This is a genomic window from Aliidiomarina iranensis, from assembly GCF_003987135.1.
In the GTDB taxonomy this organism is placed as follows: Bacteria; Pseudomonadota; Gammaproteobacteria; order Enterobacterales; family Alteromonadaceae; genus Aliidiomarina; species Aliidiomarina iranensis.
In genome coordinates this window covers 378,736-397,059 of record NZ_PIPJ01000001.1, presented here as the reverse complement: position 1 = coordinate 397,059, position 18,324 = coordinate 378,736, and the positions used below count along the sequence as shown (strand labels likewise).

Annotated in this window: 14 protein-coding genes; 7 read left to right on the top strand and 7 right to left on the bottom strand. The window is 46.0% G+C overall.

Annotated elements, in window-relative coordinates; genetic code table 11:
* Positions 1 to 7: 7 nt before the first annotated feature.
* Positions 8 to 580, bottom strand: coding sequence for an ADP compounds hydrolase NudE (gene nudE, locus CWE08_RS01795; RefSeq protein WP_126765036.1), 573 nt, complete (start codon positions 578 to 580; stop codon positions 8 to 10).
* Positions 581 to 644: 64 nt separating this feature from the next.
* Between nudE and yrfG the strand changes: the two genes are divergently transcribed.
* Together yrfG and sthA are read left to right on the top strand one after the other, a co-directional pair.
* Positions 645 to 1,301 carry a GMP/IMP nucleotidase gene (yrfG, locus tag CWE08_RS01790; RefSeq protein WP_126765034.1) on the top strand — a complete coding sequence of 219 codons (657 nt, stop codon included), beginning with the start codon at positions 645 to 647 and terminating at the stop codon, positions 1,299 to 1,301.
* Between the two features lie 57 nt (positions 1,302 to 1,358).
* Entirely contained in the window at positions 1,359 to 2,768 is a 1,410-nt protein-coding gene (gene sthA, locus CWE08_RS01785) for a Si-specific NAD(P)(+) transhydrogenase (protein WP_126765032.1), read from the top strand.
* A gap of 3 nt (positions 2,769 to 2,771) precedes the next feature.
* Here sthA and envZ read toward each other — a convergent pair whose 3' ends face one another.
* The 3 genes from envZ to greB form a co-directional block, all read right to left on the bottom strand.
* On the bottom strand, positions 2,772 to 4,070 hold the full coding sequence (gene envZ, locus CWE08_RS01780; protein ID WP_126765030.1) for a two-component system sensor histidine kinase EnvZ: 1,299 nt from the start codon (positions 4,068 to 4,070) through the stop codon (positions 2,772 to 2,774).
* A 5-nt stretch (positions 4,071 to 4,075) separates the two neighbouring features.
* A complete protein-coding gene (ompR, locus tag CWE08_RS01775) occupies positions 4,076 to 4,801 on the bottom strand; it encodes an osmolarity response regulator transcription factor OmpR (protein ID WP_126765028.1) in 726 nt (241 codons plus the stop codon).
* A gap of 165 nt (positions 4,802 to 4,966) precedes the next feature.
* The gene (gene greB / locus CWE08_RS01770; protein WP_126765026.1) at positions 4,967 to 5,443 is read right to left on the bottom strand and encodes a transcription elongation factor GreB; all 477 of its coding nucleotides are present in this window, start codon (positions 5,441 to 5,443) and stop codon (positions 4,967 to 4,969) included.
* Between the two features lie 357 nt (positions 5,444 to 5,800).
* Here greB and csrA point away from each other — a divergent pair, with 357 nt between their 5' ends.
* From csrA to CWE08_RS01755, 3 genes are all read left to right on the top strand, one after another.
* Positions 5,801 to 5,986, top strand: a complete 186-nt coding sequence (gene csrA / locus CWE08_RS01765; RefSeq protein WP_126765024.1) for a carbon storage regulator CsrA — start codon at positions 5,801 to 5,803, stop codon at positions 5,984 to 5,986.
* Between the two features lie 191 nt (positions 5,987 to 6,177).
* A complete protein-coding gene (locus CWE08_RS01760; protein ID WP_126765022.1) occupies positions 6,178 to 8,535 on the top strand; it encodes a Tex family protein in 2,358 nt (785 codons plus the stop codon).
* 95 nt (positions 8,536 to 8,630) lie between these two features.
* A complete protein-coding gene (locus tag CWE08_RS01755) occupies positions 8,631 to 9,548 on the top strand; it encodes an AEC family transporter (protein WP_126765020.1) in 918 nt (305 codons plus the stop codon).
* A 95-nt stretch (positions 9,549 to 9,643) separates the two neighbouring features.
* On the opposite strand, the gene CWE08_RS01750 is transcribed toward CWE08_RS01755, so the two are convergent.
* Positions 9,644 to 10,654 (bottom strand): acyl-CoA desaturase, encoded by a 1,011-nt coding sequence (locus CWE08_RS01750; protein WP_126765018.1) that lies wholly within the window; start codon positions 10,652 to 10,654, stop codon positions 9,644 to 9,646.
* Positions 10,655 to 10,795: 141 nt separating this feature from the next.
* Between CWE08_RS01750 and fabR the strand changes: the two genes are divergently transcribed.
* On the top strand, positions 10,796 to 11,428 hold the full coding sequence (gene fabR, locus CWE08_RS01745; RefSeq protein WP_126765016.1) for an HTH-type transcriptional repressor FabR: 633 nt from the start codon (positions 10,796 to 10,798) through the stop codon (positions 11,426 to 11,428).
* A 194-nt stretch (positions 11,429 to 11,622) separates the two neighbouring features.
* Positions 11,623 to 13,647 (top strand): S9 family peptidase, encoded by a 2,025-nt coding sequence (locus CWE08_RS01740; RefSeq protein WP_126765014.1) that lies wholly within the window; start codon positions 11,623 to 11,625, stop codon positions 13,645 to 13,647.
* A gap of 80 nt (positions 13,648 to 13,727) precedes the next feature.
* On the opposite strand, the gene CWE08_RS01735 is transcribed toward CWE08_RS01740, so the two are convergent.
* Positions 13,728 to 16,478, bottom strand: coding sequence for a putative bifunctional diguanylate cyclase/phosphodiesterase (locus CWE08_RS01735; protein ID WP_126765012.1), 2,751 nt, complete (start codon positions 16,476 to 16,478; stop codon positions 13,728 to 13,730).
* Positions 16,479 to 16,664: 186 nt separating this feature from the next.
* The gene (gene pckA, locus CWE08_RS01730; RefSeq protein ID WP_126765010.1) at positions 16,665 to 18,269 is read right to left on the bottom strand and encodes a phosphoenolpyruvate carboxykinase (ATP); all 1,605 of its coding nucleotides are present in this window, start codon (positions 18,267 to 18,269) and stop codon (positions 16,665 to 16,667) included.
* Positions 18,270 to 18,324: the final 55 nt, after the last annotated feature.

Sequence of the window (18,324 nt, the reverse complement as noted above, 5' to 3'; positions counted from 1 at the left end):
TTAGTTCCTATTTGCTGTGCTCTGAACGCCAACGCTGCATGAGTAATAAAGCGGCAACACTACGCGCTTCGGTAAAATCCGGTTGTTGTAAAAGTTCATCTACGGCATCAATAGGCCAGGGCACTATTTCCAGTGGCTCTGGCTCATCGCCTTCAAGCTTTTCCGGATATAATCCTTCACCGATAAAGAGGGTCATGTGAGCGGAGAAAAAAGCCGGTGCCATACTCACCGATTTCATGTTGGTGAAGCGCTTCGCGCCATAACCAATTTCTTCCTTTAGCTCTCGTTGTGCCGCTTCTTCAGCTGTTTCGCCGGCATCAATCAAGCCTTTGGGAAAGCCTAGTTGATAATTATGTAGGCCGGCGGCGTACTCACGCACCAAAAGCATGGTATTTTCATCAAGCAAAGGTACCACCAGAACTGCACCACGGCCGCTGCCCTGCATTCGCTCATACTGGCGCAGTTCGCCATTACTAAACTTTAAATCAATTGCTTCAATGCGCAACAGCCTACTTTTCGCTACAATCTGCCGCGAGAGAATAACGGGAACTTGCTTTTCTTGCATAGATTTAGATGACATGCAGATACCAAAAGTAGCCTCGGATTTGTTAACCATACTACGAACTTAAGAAAGGGAAAAGCCCATGCTTGATTGGTCGGCGATTGATACCGTGTTACTAGACATGGATGGCACCTTGCTCGATTTACGTTACGACAACGATTTTTGGAATGTGCAGCTAAAGCGCCACTATGCAAACGCACAAAACATCACTATCGCCGAGGCAGAAGCGCGCATTAGCGCAGAGTTTCAAAAGGTAGCCGGCACACTTAATTGGTACTGTTTAGATTATTGGGAACAAACATTGCAGTTGCCAATTCGAAAATTAAAAGCACAAACCGCAGAGTTGATTGTTTTTCGGCCCGATACGCCTAATTTCCTCACAGCATTGCAAGAAGCAAATAAGCGAGTGGCTATCATTACCAATGCGCACCCCGATGCTTTAGCGCTGAAAAATCAGCAGCTGCCATTGCAAAGCCTTTGCCCGGTTCAATTTTCAACCCATGAATTTGGTTACTGTAAAGAATTCCAAGAGCTTTGGCAGCGTTTACAAAATACTTTTCCTTTTGATCCTGAGCGCACCCTATTTGTTGATGATGGTGAACACATCTTAGATAGTGCAAAAGAGTTTGGGATTCGTTACACCTTAGGGATTCGCAATCCAGACAGCGCCCTGCCGGCACGTGATTTTCAACGTCATCCGCAGATTAATTCCTTCGATGAGTTGCCGAAACTAGGTTGATGATCACCTGAATAAACGTCATTATGAATTTTACCGTTTCCAAATTAGGAGGTTAGCATGGCAGCAAACCATCATTTTGATTCTGTTGTAATTGGCTCCGGGCCCGGTGGCGAAGGTGCCGCTATGATGCTCGCTAAACGCGGGCAAAATGTTGCCATGATTGAAGCCGAAGAACGCTTAGGTGGTGGCTGCACGCATTGGGGCACGATACCTTCTAAAGCCCTGCGCCATGCAGTGAGCCGGCTCATTGAATATAACGCCAGCCCATTATTTTCGCGCCAGCAAATACCCCACAAATTAACCTTCTCCGAGATTTTAAAGTATGCCGAATCGGCGATTCGTAAACAGGTAAAATTACGTAGCTCGTTTTATGAAAGAAATTCGGTAACGGTAATTCATGGCGTTGCTAGTTTCATAGATCACCACAGCCTGCGTATCACCCATCCTGATGGCTCTATTGATACCATCACAACGGATAATGTTGTGATTGCCACCGGCTCAAGGCCATATCGCCCTGCCGATATCGATTTTAGCCATCCGCGGATCTATGATTCTGATAGTGTGCTTTCACTCGAACATGACCCCAAAAATATTATTATTTTCGGTGCTGGTGTTATTGGCTGTGAATACGCGAGTATTTTCAGGGGCTTGGGCGTGAAGGTTGATTTAGTCAATATGCGCGAACGCTTGCTCTCTTTCCTTGATACCGAGTTCTCCGACGCGCTCAGTTATCACTTACGCAATAACGGCGTTGTTATTCGCCACAATGAGGATTTTGCTAAAGTGATTGGCCGCGATGATGGCGTTATTTTAGAAACAAAATCGGGCAAACGAATTTTTGCTGATTGCTTGCTCTTTGCCAACGGCCGCTCCGGCAATGTGGAAAAACTCAATCTCGATGCGGTTGGTTTAACACCTAATGAGCGTGGCCAGCTCGAAGTGGACGAAAACTACCGAACACAAGTACCGCATATTTATGCGGTGGGCGATATTATCGGCTACCCCAGCCTCGCAAGCGCAGCCTATGATCAAGGTAGGTTTGCAGCCACCGCATTGATCGACGGTAAGTGCGAGAGCAAGCTTGTTTCCGATATACCTACAGGCATTTACACCATTCCAGAGATCAGTTCAGTAGGCGCTACTGAAGAAGAGTTAACAGCTGCCAATGTGCCCTATGAAGTGGGCAGAGCTCAATTTAAGCATTTAGCTCGGGCGCAAATTGCCGATACCCTGGTAGGCAGTTTGAAATTACTTTTTCACCGCGAATCAAAGGAGTTACTTGGGGTTCATTGCTTCGGTGAGCGTGCCTCGGAAATTGTTCATATCGGCCAAGCTATTATGGAACAAACCAACGGTGGCAATACCATTGAATACTTTGTGAATACCACCTTTAATTACCCCACCATGGCGGAAGCTTACCGCGTGGCGGCATTGAACGGCCTGAATCGAGTTGGCCCTGCGCACTAAAACTTAGGATAAGGCATTCGGGTATCGCGGCAGGGATATTTTAATATTCAGGCCGCCATCAACCTCATTGCGAGCTTCAATTTTTCCAGCATGCATTTGTGTGAAACGTTTCACAATGGCCAGCCCTAACCCCGAGCCTTCACCACCGCGAGCGATGTTGCCACGAGTGAAAGGCTCGAACATACTCTCCAGTTGCTCCTCAGGAATGCCATCGCCATGATCACGAATAGAAAACCAAATGTATTCCTCATCGAAACTTAAACCGCTTTGAATATCAAATGGCTCGCTGCCATAACGCTTTGCATTCACCATTAAGTTGGCAATGATGCGTTTAATCGCCACCGGTTGCAATTCGATATCCGGCACTGGCGCCAGCTGCAACCTAATCAAATCTTGTTCAATATATTGGGAGGAACTTACTACTTCCCGCAGCAATTCATTAAGATTACAAAACTCAAAACCAACTCGTTCCCGGGCTCTAGCAAAATCACTAAATTGATCAAGAATGCCATTTAAATCCTCGATATCACTCACAATCCCCTCTACTAAGGGATCATCACCCATCATTTCGGCTGCAAGCCGAATCCGTGTAAGTGGCGTGCGTAAATCATGGGAAATACCGGCCAACAATAGGGCTCTATCATCGTCAATTTGGCTCATGCTTTTGGTCATGCGATTAAAAGCGCGAATTACCGAGCGCAACTCACTTGCACCTTGTTCTGGCAAGCGTTTTGGATAATCACCATACACCATTTGCTCCGCCGCAGATTCCAAGCGTTTTAATGGCTGATTGAGTGAGCGAGCAAACCATGCTGCGCCAAGCACACTAAACAAACCGATTAGCAGCAAAAATACAATCAGTGGTGAAAAGCGGCCATCATCTAAGTAAGCCATAGGCACCCGATACCAGCGTGAATCGCTTTCCGGTTGCACCCAAATATACAAGCGCTCTTGCCCACCAACGCGAATATCAGCGCTTTCGTTTAATGTTTCATAGAATAAATCAGATAAGAAAGAATAAGGCGTAGCTTGTAAAAGGCCATTTTGCTGGGCCTCTGCACGATTATAAGAGGAAACACCGGTTAGTTGCTTCAACTCCAGCGCAAAATTCGGGTTATCTTGTTTTTCTACCCATTGCGCCACTTGAATATGCCGAGCTAATAACAAACTTAATTGATTAACTCCGGGTTTCACTACATAGAGCGTAAGCACCAGGTATGTGAGCGCCAAATTTAAAATCAACACGGCACCAATAAGCAACATGGTGCGCGCAAATGCGGTACGAAAAATGCTACCGCGCATCTACCCTAGCTCGCTTCATCGGTATCAGGAATAAATACATAACCCAAACCCCACACTGTTTGGATAAACCGAGGCTTTGTTGGGTCATCTTCTATCATTCGGCGTAACCGCGAAATTTGCACATCAATGCTCCGCTCAAGTGCACTGTAATCCCGCCCTCGAATAAAATTCATAAGTTTATCCCGTGATAAGGGTTCTTTTTCGTGCATTACCAATGCCTTCAACACTTCATATTCACCGCTCGTGAGTGGCAGCATCTTACCATCCGCATAGAGCTCACGCCGATTGATATCAAAACGGAATCGGCCAAAATGATAATCTTTAAAGGTTTCACCCGAAGACCCAATCATATCTTTTTGGTGTCGCTTCAACACCGCTTTTATCCGAGCCGCTAATTCTCGCGGATTAAAGGGTTTGGCTAAATAATCATCAGCCCCCATTTCCAAGCCATAAATTCGATCCATCTCATCACCTTTCGCCGTTAGCATGATAATCGGTATCTCATTTCCTTTCTTTCGTAACCGTTGGCAAATCGATATGCCATCCTCGCCAGGCAGCATAAGATCTAGCACCATCAAGCTAAAACTTTCTCGAGTAAGTAGCCTATCCATCTGCTTAGCATCCGCAGCACTGCGCACTGAGTATCCCTGCTCCTGAAAATAACGTTCTAGTAAAGTTCGCAAACGCAAATCGTCGTCAACAATCAAAATTCTGCTTTCTACTTCAGACATTGCTATTCCTATGGTGTAAAACGTCTTAGCCTCAGCTACTCACACTTGGCTCACATTCAGTTTGAACTCAGTTTAAGAGGCTTCCGAAATGAAGGCAAACAAATGCTCTCTCAGTTATGCTCAGCTTGCTTATCTAACAAGCAAGAACTGCTACTTACCTATTCGTTAATCGGTTTGATACCATATTTTGTTCACAAACCACTGTTTAGTGCCCGTGGGCGTTTCTACCTCAGCATCATCATCTACTTGTTTTTTTAACAGGGCTCGCGCCATCGGTGAGTCAATAGAAATGTAATCGCTGCGGCCGTAGATTTCATCAGGGCCAACAATTCTGAGCGTCTTAACAGCACCTTCTGCACTCTCGATTTCCACCCAAGCACCAAAGAAAATTCGGCCGGCCTGCTGAGCGTTATAATGAACAACATTCACTTGCTCTAAGCGCTTGCGCAAATAACGAATTCGCCGATCGATTTGCCGCAACAATTGCTTGTTATATTTGTAATCAGCATTCTCAGAGCGGTCGCCTAAACTGGCGGCCCACGCTACTTTACGAGTCACTTCTGGGCGCTCGGTACGCCAGAGATGATCTAGCTCGCGTTCAAGCTGAGTATAACCCTCACTCGTAATTAAGTTAGTTGCCATAGATTTTGGCCTTGTCCCACATTCGTTTTAATTCGATTCGCTCACGTTTAGGTTCGATTCGCTCACATTTCGATTAGATTCGCTCACATTTCGATTAGATTCGCTCACATTTCAGTTAGATTCGCTCTGCAGGAAGACCCGCTCACCGCTGCTGCGACCCGATTTGTCGCATCAGTGTTATTTCTGGTACGATAATTTACAACATTGTTGTATGATCTTTGACAGATAAACATTGGGCTGATAAAAAGTCATAGTAACGTTAATCAAAGCTCAATAATTGTTCTTTTTAAATATCTCGAATTTTATTATAAGAGCCTACTCTATAGGCCTCTCCTCAGTGCAAAGGAATAAGTGTAAATGTTAATTCTCACCCGCCGTGTTGGCGAAACCTTAATGATTAATGATGATATCAAAGTTACTGTACTTGCTGTTAATGGAAATCAAGTAAAAGTAGGTATCGATGCACCAAACAACGTTGCCGTGCACAGAGAAGAGATTTACCTGCGTATCGAGGCTGAAAAACGCGCAAAACAAGGTGAATAAGTTTCGCATTCACAACCGCTAGTTAGCCTTAGTTTAGTTATCGAGGTTATCGCTAGCCATTACTGAAACAACTTTAAATAAGCAATAAGGTACAACACTGCAACCGAAACCTAGGGCATTTTAGTTCTCTCCGGTAGCTCTCCCGTGGTAAGATCTACGGCATTATTTTTTGCAGAAACGGAAGAGATTTAATGTCTGCTGCGCGTGTTGAGATTACCAAAATTATTGCTGAAGAGTTAAATGTTCGCGAAAATCAAGTGGCGGCTACAATAGCTCTGCTCGATGACGGTTCAACCATTCCTTTTATCGCACGCTATCGGAAAGAAGCAACCGGTGGGCTCGATGATATTCAGTTAAGAAATTTAGGCCAGCGCCTTACTTATCTTCGGGAGCTTGATGATCGTAGGCAAGTTATTACAAAAAGTATTGCCGACCAAGAGAAACTCACTCCTGAACTCGCTAATGCTATTAATAACTGCTTAAGCAAAACCGAGCTTGAAGATCTCTACTTACCGTTCAAGCCAAAACGCCGCACTAAGGGCCAAATCGCGATTGAAGCCGGCTTAGAGCCTTTGGCTGAAACTCTGATTACAAGCGAACAAAATCCAGAATCCCTCGCAATACCCTTTATCAATCCCGAAGCCGGTTTTGCGGATGAAAAAACCGTACTTGAAGGTGCTCGTTTTATCCTTATGGAGCGGTTTGCAGAAGATGCCCAGTTACTGAAAGCTATCCGCGCCAAGCTTTGGCAGCAAGCCTCTCTGGAGGCCACTGTAATAAAAGGGAAAGAAACTGAGGGGGCAAAGTTTCGAGATTACTTTAGTTATCAAGAACCCATTCACAAGGTTCCTTCTCATCGAGCTTTGGCGTTGTTACGGGGCCGCAATGAAGGGATCCTGCAGGTAAAGCTAAACCCAGATCCAGAGCAAGAAACAAGTATCCGAGAAAGCCAATATGAACCCATGATTGGCCAACACTTTAAGTTAAACACCGATGCCAGCGCAGCAGGGCTGTGGCGCAAACAAAGCATACAGTGGACTTGGCGAGTAAAGATTCTACCCCGAATGGAAACCGATTTATTCGGCCAGCTGCGTGAACTCGCCGAAGCTGCCGCCATCGATGTATTTGCCCGTAACTTAAAAGATCTTTTAATGTCGGCACCCGCGGGGTTACGGCCTACGTTGGGCCTAGATCCTGGGCTTCGCACGGGCGTTAAAGCTACCGTAGTAGATGGCACCGGCAAGCTACTGGCAAACTCAACCATTTTCCCGCATGCACCACAAAACCAGTGGGATAAATCCATCCGCACGCTGGCTGCGCTATGCAAGCAGCACAAGGTTGAATTAGTTGCCATCGGTAATGGCACTGCTTCTCGTGAAACCGATAAATTAGTATCCGAACTGATGGCGGCTAACCCCGAGCTCACCCTAACTAAGGTGATGGTAAACGAATCGGGAGCCTCGGTTTATTCAGCATCGGAACTGGCATCGCAAGAGTTTCCTGATCTTGATGTATCCTACCGCGGTGCCGTTTCCATTGCTCGGCGTTTGCAAGATCCGCTGGCTGAACTGGTAAAGATTGAACCGAAAGCAATTGGGGTTGGCCAATATCAACACGATGTTAGCCAATCATATCTCGCCACCAGCTTAGATGCTGTAGTGGAAGATTGTGTGAACGCGGTGGGCGTGGATGTCAATACGGCCTCGGTACCGCTATTAGCCCGAGTTGCGGGCTTAAACCGCAACCTCGCGCAAAATATTGTGCATTACCGCGAGCAAACGGGCACCTTTAACGCTCGTAAAGATTTACTCTCTGTACCGCGGATGGGGCCAAAGAGCTATGAGCAAGCCGCTGGTTTCTTACGCATTATGGCGGGAAAGAATCCGCTAGATGGTTCAGCAGTTCACCCAGAAGCATATCCAATTGCCGAACGTATTGCCGCAGCAAATCAGCGCGATATCGCGAATATAATTGGCGATTCTGGCTTTTTACAGAGCTTAAGTGCCCAAGATTACACCGATGATGAGTTTGGCCTACCAACGGTTATGGATATCATTCGTGAACTTGAAAAGCCGGGCCGCGATCCTCGGCCTGAGTTTAAAACCGCCGAGTTTCGTGAAGGCGTGGAAAACATTAGCGATTTGCAGATAGGAATGACATTAGAAGGTGTGGTTACCAATGTAACCAATTTTGGCGCCTTCGTAGATATTGGCGTACACCAAGATGGTTTAGTACATATATCTGCACTCTCCGATACCTTTGTAAAAGATCCCCATGACATCGTGAAAGCCGGAGAAGTGGTAAAGGTTAAGGTTATGGAGGTGGATGCTGAGAGAAAACGAATCGCGCTGAGCATGCGCCTGCAAGATCCAGTGGCATCGAATCCACCGCAAGATCAAGCAGCACAGAATAACTCAAGTGCACAAAAACCTCGGCCAAAATCGCGGCCACAGCAGGGCGCACAAAAAGCAAGAAAGCCGGCTGGTGATAAATCAGCGCCAATTAACAGTGCGTTTGCAGATGCGTTTGCAAAAGCGAAAAAACGGTAGTGAGCTGCCAAGAAAGCTAATTATGAAAGCTAATGATGATAGCTAAAAACGTTGCAGCGAACACAACATCACCTAGCCAACAGGAATAGCAAAGAATGAGTGCGATGCTTTTAATTTTGGCCTACTTAGTTATTGGTCTCGTGCTCAAGCGTACGCATTTGATGCCCGTGAATACGGGGCAAGTGCTCAATCAGTATGTTATCAACGTGGCGGTTCCCGCCATGATCCTCCTGCACTTACCGCACTTGGATATCACTCGCGCGATTTTAACGCCGGCCATTATGCCCTGGGTTCTGTTCCCTATTTCTATTGCACTAGTACTCACCAGTGCCAAGATTTGGAAGTGGTCCCGTGAGCTTACAGGTGCGCTATTGATTGTGGTGCCCCTAGGGAATACGTCCTTTTTAGGCTTCCCCATGATAGAAACCTTCTTCGGTACAGCGGGTTTACCTTATGCTGTAATTTATGATCAGGTGGGTTCGTTCATTGGTTTAGCTTTTTTTGCTACGTTCTTTGCAGCCGTTTACGGTAAACGTGAAGATGGCAATGAAGAAAAACTGAGTATAGCTAGCCTAACCAAACGTTTAGTTACGTTTCCTCCGGTGATAGCCCTGATCGTAGCCTTTATCTTCGGCATGCAAAACTATCCTGGAATGCTGCAAACCTTAATAAGTAACTTAGCCGCCACCTTGGTTCCTGTAGTTATGATTGCAGTAGGTTTTCAATTGCAATTTCGGATTCCGAAAAGTGATTTACTGCCTTTTTCAGTTGCCATGATAATCAAGCTTTTGATTCTTCCTGCGGTAGCACTGGGGCTCATTCGCGCACTCGATTTAAATGATTTAGCAGCGCAAGTAACCGTGCTCGAAGCTTCCATGCCCTTCATGATCACCGCTGGTGCCGTTGCCATTGGCGCTGGCTTAAAACCTCGCTTTGTTGCTTCATTGGTGGGCTATGGCATTTTATTCGGGCTGATTACTGTGCCTATTTGGGCGTGGCTATTGCAGGCCTGAACAGGCGCTAGCTGATAATAAAAAAGCGAGTACACTATAAGGTGTGCTCGCTTGCAAAAACTGACAAAACAAGTAGCGCTCGCTACAAGATAAGCTTAAGCCCGTAACTGCCGCTGAATTTGTTTACGCCGCGTTAACCACTGCTTCTGGGTTTGATAATAGGCCTGCATTTCTGCCAAAATCACTTCATATTCCTCATGCAAGCGTTCCGCCAACCAAGGCTTTTTCGCAACCACACGCTTTATTTTCATTTCTAGGCGCGCCTTTTCAATCTGATAAGGGTTTGCTTTTTTCAGGTTTTTTGCGAGCCCCACCCAAGAGAACGCCCGAATTAACCACTTACTCGGATCGAAGTGGTACCAACGAATACCATTGCGATAATCGCCGGAAAAAATATGATGGAAGTTGTGATATCCTTCGCCATACGTGAGTAAAGCTATCCAACCGTTATCCCGTGCTGAATTTCGATCGGTAAAGGTTTGCTTACCCCAAACATGGGCCAACGAGTTAATAAAGAACGTAGTGTGGTGGCCGATTACCAAGCGTAAAAAACCGGCAATTAGGAGTGCACCCCAAACTTGCCCTAGCGCCAAACCAATGAGCAATGGCACGCCAACATTCATGAACAACATGAGCGGCAAATAGTATTTGTGTTGCCACATTACGATTTTATCTTTTTGTAAATCTTTCACGTTTGAATAATCGTTGTAGCGATGCTCATGATATTCACGCAGCATCCAGCCGATATGAGCAAACCAAAATCCTCGGGAAATTGAGTAGGGGTCGTTGTCTTTGTGATCAACATGCTTATGATGCTCACGATGATCGGAAGCCCAATGTAAAATACTGTTTTGCAGTGCTAATGCACCACCCAAAGCAAAAAAAAGGCGTACACTCCAATGGCCATCCCACGCTCGATGGGACCACAACCGGTGATAACCTGCAGTGATAGAAATACCAGCGTAAATGGCTAATGCGGCAAACGCGGTAAACAAGCCCCAACTAAAGCCTTGATAAAATAAATACAGCGGCGTGCCCACGGCAGCCACCAGAAAGGTTATAGTGAAGAGACTAACATTTAGCCAAAGAATCGGCGGTTTTTTCATATTTATACAACTTTTAGCGAACAACTGTTCGCTGAATTTATCGTTATTCCAAGAATTAATCAAGTGCATTTGCATAAATTGATCTAACAGCTGTTCACTGATAAATTAGCAACCAATACGGCAACTCTTGGAACCCCCTTCATGACCGGCATTCGGGCAAAACAAAAAGAAAAAACACGCCGCGCACTTATTGATGCAGCACTAAGCCAGCTCAGCCCGCAAACTGCGTTTTCTAGCTTAAGCCTGCGCGAAGTAGCGCGCGAGGCTAACATTGCACCTACCTCGTTTTATCGCCACTTTCAAAATATGGATGAGCTTGGCCTAACTTTGGTGGACGAGGGTGGCCTTACGCTTCGGCAATTGCTGCGCCAAGGCAGGCAACGGTTAGCCGATGGCGGCTCCGTGATTCGCATATCGGTGAGTATTTTCATGGATTTCATTGCTAACAACCGTAGCGTTTTTCGCTTGTTGTTGCAGGAGCACAGCGGTACTTCAAAAGAGTTTCGTTTGGCTATCGCAAGAGAAATTCAACATTTTAAATCTGAGCTTGCCGATTACTTACACAACGAACGACAACTGCAAGAAAATCTAGCGCGCTTGCAGGCCGACGCCATGGTTCGTGTGATGTTTAGCATTGGCGCGGATGCCCTCGATTTGCCAGCAAACGAGCGGGCTGATCTCATAGAAGATACAATTTTAGAACTACGAATGATTGCTCGTGGTGCTACTGCTTTACAAGCGAGCCTTACAACCACGACTACGAAAACACGCTAAAGGTGCGGCAACGTACCACTCCTGATAAACTATTTCTCGCATGTAAACTCACTATCTAGCCAATTGTAGATGTGTGCAGCTGGATAGTAAAAATAGCAAAATCTACATACATGCTAAGCTACGTATAGAACTAAGTTTTAAATTACTGAAAAATTGCGGCCCTGCCGCTCTGTATCGTAACCAAGGAGAAGTTCATGAACCAAGTAGCCGTTTGGTTTGGGGTTATCACGCTTGTTTTGATGGGTAATGTTCACGCCCAACAGCGGGATATAACCCTTGAAGAAACCATAACAATTCAAAGGGTAACGCAAGCGATTACAACCAGCGATGGGAATCACACCGCATTTACTCGCTTCCGCCCTCGTACGCCATATCAAGATGATGATGGAGCAGCCTATAGCGAGCTTTTCGTTCGCAATGCTGAGGGCAATACTATTCCATTTATCACTGGTGATGTTCGCATTGGCCAAATCGCGTTCAACGCTGATGACTCCGGGATTTTTTATCTTGCCACACGCGGCGATGATAAACACACCAGCCTTTACCACGTGCCGTTAACCGGCGGTGAATCAACCCGCTATTTCCAACACGAAACCGCGATTAGTAGCTTTAGCCAAAGCAGTGATGGCCGTTGGATCGCCTTTACAGCGCGCGAAAAAGGCCCAGAAAAAGCCACTGAATTGGCTACGAAAGGGTTTCGTGCTCAGGTGTATGAAGAACAGAGCCTGAAAACGCAAATTTGGCTACTGGATACCGAGAGCGCTGAAAAAGAAGCACACGTTATTGAGCTAGATGAGCATGTGCATTCAATCCAATTTCGCCCCGGCCATGAACAATTACTTGCGCGTGTAGCACCTACCACTTTGGTAGACGACGACCTCATGCTCAGCAAGTACGCTATTTTTACCGCCGCAGGTGAAGAAGTTGTGCGTTTTAATACAAACGGTAAGCTAGGCCGAGCTGCATTCTCAGCGGATGGTTCACAGCTTGCGTTTATTGGTGGCGAAGATCAGCACGATCCTGCCAATGGCCGTTTATTTCATGCCAACTTAGAAACAGGTGAAGTGCGCGATTTAGTGCCGAACTTCCTTGGTCATATTCAAGATATGGTTTGGCAAAGCAACAACGAACTTGTGTGGCTTGCCGATATCAATGTAGAAACTGAAGTTCGTTTAACGAACTTATCGAATAACCAAACGCGCACCCTGATTCAACAAGGTGAAGGTGTTTTCAGCCGGATTGCTGATATAAGTGCCGGTAATCAACTCACCCTGATTGGCCACAGCCCTGCGCATCCACCAGAAGTGTTTAGCTTTACGAATGGTGCTTTGAATCGTTTAACCGATTCTAACCCTTGGTTGGCAGAAGTGCGCCAGCCGCGGCAAGAAGTAATAAACCACACCACCGATGATAACGTTGAGCTGCAAGGTATTTTGGTTTATCCCCATGATTATCAGGAAGGCCAACCGGTACCGGTGATTATGTCGGTACACGGCGGTCCGGAAGCGCATGTTCGCAATGGTTGGAATGATCGGTATTCAAGCCCTACATGGTTTGCAGCACAGCAAGGTTTTGCTACGTTCTTTCCAAACTATCGTGGCAGCACGGGCCGAGGCGTAGAATTTAGTAAACTCGGCCAAAACGATTATGCGGGTAAAGAATTCGACGACATTGTTTCTGCCAAAGAACATTTAGTTGAAATCGGTGTGGCAGATCCTGAACGCGTGGGCATTACCGGTGGTTCATATGGTGGCTATGCTTCAGCTTGGGGCGCCACAAAACAAACTGAACATTTTGCGGCCAGCGTTATGTTTGTGGGTATTTCCAATAACCTATCAAAGTTTGGTACCACAGATATTCCAAACGAAATGCACCTAGTGCATGCGCGTAGCTACCCGTGGGATAAGTGGCAATGGTACTTGGAGCGAAGCCCAATTTACTGGGCTGAGCAAGGTAGAACGCCTATCTTAATTATGCACGGCGCCGAAGACACACGCGTGCATCCTAGCCAATCGATGGAACTGTATCGTTACCTGAAAGTTCACGGTAATGTGCCAGTACGGTTGGTGCTTTATCCAGGTGAAGGGCACGGAAATAGCCGTGCGGCCTCACAAATGGATTATGCGTTACGTTTGATGCGTTGGATGCAATTCTACTTAGTAGATCAAGCCGAAGGTATTCCAGAGCATGAATTACCTCACGCCGAACGGCTTGAGTAGTAGCATATTCTTATAGTTTATTGTTTTCATAAAAAAGGCTCGGTGCATTACACCGAGCCTTTTCTGTATTCTTCTTTAATTTATTTGTTTTCTTGCTGCTTCACCATAGCCATAATCTCTTCAATAGGCATCGGGCGAGCAAAGTAAAAACCTTGCATATACTGGCACCCTGCCGCTTCCACAAATTCAGCTTGTTCGAGTGTTTCAACACCCTCCGCAGTAACCGATAGTTGCAACTGTTGCGCCATACCAATGATACTCTGCGTAATGGCCGCATCATGCTCACCACTGAACACATCCTTAATAAAAGTTCTATCAATTTTTAAGGTATCCACCGGGAGCATTTTCAAGTACGAAAGGCTGGAAAAACCAGTGCCGAAATCATCTATAGAGATACTAAAATGGCGTTTACGTAATGCTTCTAACAAACTAATGGCGCGATTAGAATCATCCATCAGCACACTTTCCGTAAGCTCTAAATGTAGATTCTTCGCGGGGAAGCCCGAGAGGTTTAGGGTATGTGTTAAAGATTCAATGAAGTTCGCCCGATTAAACTGCACTGCGGATAAATTCACTGCCATGGTGAAATCACCGAGCTCGCGAAGTTTTAAGCCATCCTCACAAGCCTGTTTAAGCACCCAAGAACTAATCGGAATAATTTGCCCGGTATCTTCAGCTAAAGGAATAAATTCAGCCGGGGATACAAAACTACCATCTTCGCGTTGCCAGCGCAGTAACGCCTCGCAACCTACAATCTTACGATCACCACAACGCACTATAGGTTGATAAAACAGCTTTAACGCACCTAGTTCCAAAACATGCTGCAGCTCATTACGCAGCGTTACCGAGGCGTGAAAACGCTCGCTAATTTCACTGGAATAAAATTGATAGTGATTACGGCCCTGGCGTTTGGCTTGATACATCGCCATATCCGCATGCTGAATTAATTGTTTAGGCTCCGGCGGGCTCTGCATGGTGGTAGTAATACCAATGCTCGCTGTTAAATATAAGCGATACTGGTCAATATGATAAGGCTGAGAAATACTCGTTAAAATATCATTAATCAAATCTGTGATTGGGTGCTCCGGCCGCAAGCGTGGCATAATTACGATAAATTCATCACCACCAAACCGCCCCACAAGTGCGCCGCTGTGCATGCATGCCTCTAATCGGCGCGCTGTTTCTTGTAGGAGTTTATCCCCCACTAGTAAGCCAAGGCTATCATTCACTGGTTTGAAGCCATCTAAATCAATAAACGCCACCGCAATGCTGTTCCCGGTTCGCACTGTATGCTGGCACCACTTCTCCAATTCCTGCTCGAGAACCGCTCTATTTGCAAGCCCAGTGAGGCTATCGTGAGTTGCTTGCACTTTCAGTTGCCGGCGCTGGCGCCTTAATATTTGGCTCGCTTCAATACTGATCACTAAAAGTGCGGAAAGCAAAAGGCCACTCACAATAACAATGATGTACAGGTTGGCTAGTGCTCTTAAATCCATCTCTCCAGCATAGAATCCCACCAAACTAATGCTTTGGTTTGAGGGAATATTTAAATCAACCGTATGTTGAAAAAGGACCTTCGGAAGTGGCTCGCGCATATCGAGTACTTCAGTTGTTTCACCCACAACTCTAAGTAGATAACGATTACCAATGTTTGCATAAGTATCAACGATATCTTCATATTCCGCTTTTGAAGGGTTAATTAACGATGCAAAATCAAGGGTGGGCACCACATAACCATAAAGCTCAGGCTCACCACTATCTCCCTCACGCACAACAGGGAAGCGCATTAGCACCAGAGGCCTACCCTGATTACGGATGCTCTCGCTAGGAATCATGGCACTAAACTGCCCTGCCGTTTCATTAAAGTAACTTACAACATCGGGCGTGCCGAGAAGCCAGTATTGGCTTGTTTGCTGGCGAGTACGTTCGTACATTATCTCGCCGTGGATATCCACTAGCATTATCCCGGTTATTTGCGGCATATCATCCATGTAACTGTTCACATCAAGCCTGATTAAATCAGCAAGTTCACTTTCTGAACTTGCTTGCCAGCGAGCTGCTAAGCGCTTCATAACATTAATATTATCGGTAACGATACGCTCTCTATTCGTTTGCGCTAAATTCATTGTCGTTAAAATTTGCGCTTGCACGCGATTTACTTCAGCTGATGAGAGGATAAACCAAGTGCTACATACAACTGTGATGCTAACAATCATCGTAAGTACGGCGCGTTGGCTCAGTGCCCGCTCTGTTTCAGAATCCTGATAAGAACCGATGATTAAGGCAAGGCCAAACACAGCTAAATAAAACACGCTGATGGTAACTACAATCGGGTGAGCACCAAACCAAAGGAACCAATCGCTGTACCAACACATGCCGCTGTAAACTAAGCCTGCTAGCAAGGTGCTATACCCGCCCACACGCCAAAGCACTCTGCGTTTGCTTGGCGATATTCCAAACAGCAAACATACTCCGATTAAAATAAAGAAAACGCTAACAGGCCAACGCACAGCGGTTGTGGGGCCTTCAATATGGTTGAGAGCAGTGAACCAAGGCAGGCTATTTGCCACCGAATAGATCGCACCAAAAAAGACAATGAGGCCGGAAAAAATGCGCAGCCAAGAAATGTTAAGAGCCGCCGCTAAAAGTGCTAAACCGGTAGCTAATGAAACGATAGAGGCCGTAACTGATAGAACATCAGAAAGCGGTTGAACTTGGCCAAATAGGGCGAACACTGAAAGGCCGATAACGCCAGTAACAATAGAGGCTACAACGATAGTGTAGAAGATCGCAATTGCTGAGGTGTTACCCGCGATTGGATGCCGTTTCAAAAGAAGGTTGCCTTTTTGTTATTATTTGCTACTTCAGTGTATTCTTTATCCTGCACAAAATCAAAGCAGCAATACACCGAACCCTTGCTCAGCTCGGCCAAAGAGCTAAAACTCATCGGCCCACAAAAAAGCCGGCATACAGCCGGCTTTACATAACGATAATAAGTTTTGCTATAAAAGCACTTGTTAAGGCAACTGTGGGCCTGCGGCAACCAGCGCCTTACCTTCATCGTTATCGGTAAACTTGGCAAAGTTCTTCACAAACCGTTCTGCCAAATCTTGTGCTTTCGCATCCCAATCGGCCGCATCGCCATAAGTGTTCCGTGGGTCTAAAATAGCGCTATCTTCAATGTTCGCTAAGCCCTTTGGAATCGCTAAATTGAAATACGGTAATTGCACAAACTCAGCATCTTCGATGCTGCCATCTAAAATAGCATCAATAATGGCCCGAGTAGCTTTTATTGAAATGCGCTTGCCCGTTCCATTCCAACCGGTATTCACCAAATATGCCTCGGCACCTGCATCGGCCATGCGCTTAGCCAATACTTCAGCATATTTTGTTGGATGTAAGCTTAAGAATGCTGCGCCAAAGCACGCTGAAAACGTAGGTGTTGGCTCAGTAATTCCTCGCTCAGTGCCGGCTAGCTTTGCTGTGAAGCCTGATAAGAAATGATATTTTGCTTGCTCGGTGGTAAGTTTCGCAACTGGTGGCAACACCCCAAAAGCATCAGCCGTTAAGAAGATAACTTTCTTCGCATGGCCTGCTTTAGAAACCGGCTTCACAATGTTATCGATATGATAGATCGGGTAGGAAACACGCGTGTTTTCGGTTTTTGAACCATCGTCGAAATCAACACTGTTATCATCACGCACAGTCACATTTTCTAACAATGCATCGCGGCGAATGGCGCGGTAAATATCAGGCTCTGCTTCTTCCGATAAGTTGATGGTTTTGGCATAACAACCACCTTCGAAGTTGAATACGCCGTCGTCGTCCCAACCGTGCTCATCATCACCAATGAGTTGCCGCTTTGGATCGGTAGATAAGGTTGTTTTGCCTGTACCCGACAAACCAAAGAATACTGCTACATCGCCTTCCTCACCCACATTTGCCGAGCAATGCATAGAAGCAATGCCTTGCAGGGGTAAGAAATAATTCATCATTGAGAACATGCCCTTTTTCATCTCACCGCCATACCAAGTGCCGCCAATTAGCTGCACTCGTTCAGTAAGATTAAAGGCCACGAAATTCTCAGAGTTCAAACCTTGCTCAGCAAAGTTTGGATTTGTGCATTTTGCACCGTTCATCACCACAAAATCTGGCTCAAAACTTTTTAGCTCTTCATCGCTAGGGCGAATGAACATGTTTTTTACAAAGTGCGCTTGCCACGCCACTTCCGTAATAAACCGCACCGCAAGCCGCGTATCTGGATTGGCGCCGCAGTAAGTATCCACCACAAACAAACGTTTTTCTGAAAGCTGCTTTGTTACTAAAGCTTTCAATTCGTTCCAAGTTTCGGTGCTAATGGCTTTGTTATCGTTCTTACCTTGATCCGACCACCACACCGTATCGCGTGTTGTGTCGTCGCGAACAATGTATTTATCTTTTGGTGAACGGCCAGTGAAAATACCAGTATCTACGGCTACTGCGCCAGTAGTGGTAACACGTCCTTGTTCATAGCCTTCGAGATCATCGCGCGTTTCTTCAGCGAAAAGTAACTCGTAAGATGGGTTATAAACGATTTCGGTGACGTCTGTAATGCCATATTGGCTCAGATCCAGATCAGTCATGCGAAGGGCTCCTGCGGGTGCGAAGTTAAGTATCAATTAATTTGGCGATTGCGTA